A 4,543-nucleotide genomic window follows, 5' to 3' on the forward strand; every position below is an offset into this window, starting at 1 on the left:
GCTCCCACGAGAAACGGAGCACGAGCCAGCCGCGGGCCACGAGCTCGTCATAGCGCTCGCAGTCACGACCCAGGGCCGCCCGCTCGCCGTGGAACTCGAAGCTGTCGGCCTCCAGGACGATGCCGAGGGCCTCGTCGGCGAGGTCGACGCGGGCGAAGAAGTCGTCGTACCGGATCCGGTGCTGCGGTTCCCAGCACGTTCCGTCGACGCCGAGCGCGATGGCGCGCAGCACCGACTCGAACGGGTTCGCCGCCTTCGCCGTGGCGTGTCGTTCGACGGCGAGCACGCGTGCCCGGTGCCGTGGGCCGAGACGTGCCGTCGCCGAGACGACGACCTGGCGGGGCAGCCCGCTGCGCAGCGCGGAGTCGAAGACCGACAGTGCCTCGTCGAAGGGAAGGTCGAGGCAGCAGTCGATGACGGTGCGCACCGGCGTCGTCACCCAGCCGCCGGAGACGTCGGACGGGTCCAGGTTTCGGCGGTGCAGCGTCGACAGGCCCTCCGCGCTCGCACGCAGCTTGCGGTTCGCCGGGATCGCGACGTCGGGGAGGGGCGGCGAGCACTTGACCTTCCAGCCCCAGTGCAGCGCGGCGGTGCGATGCGACGCGACGCCGGTCAGGCGGCGGGCCACCACCCGGCCGTCGTGGGCGCCCGCGAGCGTGTAGACGCCCCGGCCCGGGTGCCGGACCACGCCCTCCTCGGTGGCGCGGGCGATGAGGCGCCAGGACACTGCCCGGCGCAGCTCGCGCCACGTGCAGGTGCCGCCCAGTCGGTGGACGGCAGTCGCGACGTCGGCCGTCGTGCGGCGTCGGGCCCGTCGCCGGGCGGACGCGGCGCCGGTGGAGTCGTCGGTGGACATGACCTGAGGCTGCCAACGCGCGACGGGGGCTCGCCGGCGTCGTCCACAGCCACTGGGGAACGGTGACGTACTTCGGCGCCCGACGGCGCGGCCCCGTGCTCAGCCGAAGGCTCTCCCGTCGTGAGCCTCCGTCATCGGTCCCGCTCGGCGGCCGTCCGGACGCGGGGTCAGTCGCCCGCGGCGGTCGGCGCGGCGGTCGGCGCGGCGGTCGGCGCGGCGGTCGGCGCGGCGGTCGGCGCGGCGGTCAGTCCGGCTCGACGGGCGTGACGTCGGGGCGCTTGGCCGAGCGGTGGTCGCCCGAGGAGCGGCCGGTGAGGCGCCGGTGCACCCACGGGCCGACGTACTCGCGGGCCCACTGCGCGTTGGCCTGGAGCGCCTCGCGGCGGCTGATCGGGGGAGCCGGGTCGAGCGGCGTCTCCCACCCTGCCTCCGACGGCGTGTGCCCGAGCGCCTCGAGGGCGGCGAGGGAGACGCGACGGTGCCCCTCGGTGGTCATGTGGATGCGGTCCTCGGACCACATGCGCCAGTCGCGCAGCGCGTGCAGGCCCCACTGGTCGATGACGTGGGCGCCGTTGCGGCGGGCGATGCTCCAGATGTTGGCCGAGTGGATCGCGGCCCGGCCACGGGTGGCCTTGACGAGGGGCGCGTCCGCGGGGTCGACGGGCGTGGCCATGAGGACGTCGGCGCCGGTGGCGCGGATGCGGGCCACGGCGACCTCGAGCCGCGCGGCGAGGCCGTCGAGGTCGGCCTTCGGTCGCAGGATGTCGTTGCCGCCGCCGACGATGCTGACGAGGTCGGGCTCGAGGGCGAGGGCGTCGTCGAGCTGCGGGCCGACGACGTCGGCGAGCTTGCGGCCGCGGACGGCGAGGTTGGCGTAGCCGAAGTCCTGCCCGGCCGCCGAGGCGATGCCGGACAGGTGGGCGGCGAGCCGGTCGGCCCAGCCGGCGAACTCGCCGTCGTGGGCGAAGGCCGGGTCGTCGTCGCACATCCCCTCGGTGAACGAGTCGCCGATCGCGACGTAGCGGGTCCAGACGCGCGGCACGTGCACGCCGGGTGCGGGCTGGGTCATGACAGCCTCCAGTCGATGGGGTCGGCGCCCTGCCGGGCGAGCAGCTCGTTGGTGCGGCTGAAGGGCCGCGAGCCGAAGAAGCCGGAGCGGGCGGACAGCGGCGAGGGGTGGGCGGACTCGATGCGGGGCACGTCGCCGAGCATCGGTGCGAGCGACTGCGCCTGGCGGCCCCAGAGGATGGCCACGAGGGGCCCGCCGCGGCTAACGAGGGCCGAGATCGCCTGTGCCGTCACGGTCTCCCAGCCCTTGCCCTGGTGGCTGGCGGGCTTGCCCGGGCGGACCGTGAGCACCCGGTTGAGCAGCATGACGCCGCGCTCGAACCACGGCGAGAGGTCGCCGTTCGAGGGCGTCGGGAGGCGCAGGTCGGTACCCAGCTCCTGGTAGATGTTCTGCAGCGACCGAGGCACCGGCCGCACGTCCGGGGCGACGCTGAAGCTGAGGCCGACCGGGTGGCCGGGTGTCGGGTACGGGTCCTGCCCGACGACGAGGACCCGGACGTCGGGCAGCGGCAGCCGGAAGGCGCGCAGGACGGCCTCGCCCGCGGGGAGGTAGCCGCGACCGGCCTGGACCTCGGCGCGGAGGAACTCGCCCATGGCGGCGATGGTGTCCGCGACCGGCTCGAGGGCGGGCACCCACGTCGGGTGGACGAGCTCGCTCAGGGGACGCGCTGGCACGGCCCACACGCTACAGCCGCGGCGGGTGCGACAGAATCGACCCCGATGGAGCTCACCCTGCGCGGCCCTGCCCTCGTCGACGACGTCGTGCTGCCCGACGTCCTCGTCCGGGTCGCGGGCGACCGCGTCCTCGACGTCACCCCCGCGGACCGCGAGGTCCCCCACGCCTCTCGGGGGTGCGGAGCGTCCGGCGCTCCGGTCGAGCGTGTCGAGGGGACGCTGCTGCCCGGGTTCGTCGACATCCACTGCCACGGCGGCGGTGGGACGGCGTTCACCGACCTGCGGGACGAGGCGGCCGCCGCGACCGCCCGCCACCACCACGAGCGCGGTTCGACGAGCGTCGTGGCGAGCCTGGTGACGATGTCGCCCGCCGACCTCGAGCGCGGGGTCGCGATGCTGGCCGAGCTCGCCGACGACGGGCTCGTCGAGGGCATCCACCTCGAGGGGCCATGGCTGTCCGAGGCCCGCTGCGGCGCCCACGACCCGACGCTGTTGCGCGACCCCTCGCTCGCCGAGGTCGAGCGCCTCCTGCACCTCGGTCGCGGCCACGTGCGCCAGGTGACGGTGGCGCCCGAGTGCTCGCACGGCCTCGACCTCGTCCGCTGGCTCACCGACGCCGGAGTCCACGCCGCGGTCGGCCACACGACCGCGACGTTCCCGCAGGTGGAGCAGGCCCTCGCCGCCGGTGCCGACATCGCGACCCACCTGTTCAACGGCATGGACCCGTGGCACCACCGCGAACCCGGCGCCGTCGCCGCGATGCTCCGGGCCGCCGCGCGCGGCACGGCCACCGTCGAGCTCATCGCCGACGGCGCGCACGTCTGCGACGACACGACCCGCACCGTCCTCGACCTCGTCGGCCCGGACCGGGTGGCCTTCGTGTCCGACGCGATGGCCGCGGCCGGCGTGGGCGACGGCTCGTACGTGCTCGGGGGGCTCGATGTGGTCGTTCGCGACGCGGTGGCCCGCCTCGCGCGCGACCCCGACGGCACGGCTCCGGGTTCCATCGCGGGCGGCACGAGCCACGTGGCAGACCTCGTCACGCGCGCCGTGGCTTCGGGTGTGCCGTTGGCGGCCGCCGCGCGCAGCGGGTCCGGCACGCCCGCCCGGGCCCTCGGGCTGCACGGACGCGGCATCATCGCCGCGGGCGCCCGCGCTGACCTCGTCGTCGTCGACGCGGCCGGCCGGGTGCGGCGAGTCATGCGGGGCGGGCGCTGGCTCGGCTGAGCGTGGCAGGCCCTAGGCTCGCCCGGTGAACTCTCCCCGCTGGACCACCGCCGTCTTCGACCTCGACGGCACCCTCGCAGACACGATCCCCCTCATCGTGGACTCGTACCAGCACGCCTTCCGCAGCGTGCTGGGGCGTGAGGAGGACCCCGACGTCATCCGCTCGTGGATCGGCCGCCCGCTCATCAACGCCTTCCGCGACCACTCGCCGGAGCACGCCGACGAGCTCTACGACACCTACCTGCGGTGGAACGCCGACAACACCGAGCGGCTCATCCGCGGCTACGACGGGGTCCGTGAGGTCCTCGGCGACCTGCGCGGCGCCGGCGTCCGCGTCGGGGTGGCCACCTCGAAGCGTCGCGACTCCGCGCAGCAGGCCATGGACATCCTCGGGCTCGCCGAGCACGTCGAGGTCCTCGTGGCGATGGAGGACACCGAACGGCACAAGCCGGACCCGACCCCGATCCTGTCCTGCCTCGAGCGCCTCGGCCGCGGCTCCAACGACGCCGTGTACGTCGGGGACGCCGTCGTCGACGTCCTCGCCGGCAAGGCGGCGGGCGTCGACACCCTCGCGGTGACGTGGGGTGCGGGCACGACCGAGGCCCTCCACGGCGTGCGTCCGACCGTCTTCGCGCACGACGCGGCGGGGCTGCGGGACGCCCTGCTCGGCTGAGCAGGGCCTGTCTCTTATACACATCTGACGCTGCCGACGACGGA

Annotated in this window: 5 protein-coding genes; 2 read left to right on the plus strand and 3 right to left on the minus strand. The window is 75.1% G+C overall.

Annotated features, from left to right (window positions below; translation table 11 throughout):
* From ACPYOM_RS20950 to ACPYOM_RS20960, 3 genes are all read right to left on the minus strand, one after another.
* The coding region (locus ACPYOM_RS20950; protein ID WP_481347429.1) for a type IV toxin-antitoxin system AbiEi family antitoxin domain-containing protein at positions 1–856 on the minus strand (856 nt) is incomplete at its 3' end.
* Between the two features lie 244 nt (positions 857–1,100).
* Positions 1,101–1,925 (minus strand): SGNH/GDSL hydrolase family protein, encoded by an 825-nt coding sequence (locus ACPYOM_RS20955; protein WP_481340475.1) that lies wholly within the window; start codon positions 1,923–1,925, stop codon positions 1,101–1,103.
* Positions 1,922–2,599, minus strand: a complete 678-nt coding sequence (locus tag ACPYOM_RS20960) for a uracil-DNA glycosylase (protein ID WP_481340477.1) — start codon at positions 2,597–2,599, stop codon at positions 1,922–1,924. Before ACPYOM_RS20960 ends, ACPYOM_RS20955 begins: the two co-directional genes overlap by 4 nt.
* A 45-nt stretch (positions 2,600–2,644) precedes the next feature.
* Here ACPYOM_RS20960 and ACPYOM_RS20965 point away from each other — a divergent pair, with 45 nt between their 5' ends.
* Together ACPYOM_RS20965 and ACPYOM_RS20970 are read left to right on the plus strand one after the other, a co-directional pair.
* Positions 2,645–3,826, plus strand: coding sequence for an N-acetylglucosamine-6-phosphate deacetylase (locus tag ACPYOM_RS20965; RefSeq protein WP_481347430.1), 1,182 nt, complete (start codon positions 2,645–2,647; stop codon positions 3,824–3,826).
* Between the two features lie 25 nt (positions 3,827–3,851).
* Positions 3,852–4,499 carry an HAD family hydrolase gene (locus ACPYOM_RS20970; protein ID WP_481340481.1) on the plus strand — a complete coding sequence of 216 codons (648 nt, stop codon included), beginning with the start codon at positions 3,852–3,854 and terminating at the stop codon, positions 4,497–4,499.
* Positions 4,500–4,543 lie beyond the last annotated feature (44 nt).

The sequence above is a fragment of the Monashia sp. HAY1-2A genome (genome assembly GCF_056755315.1).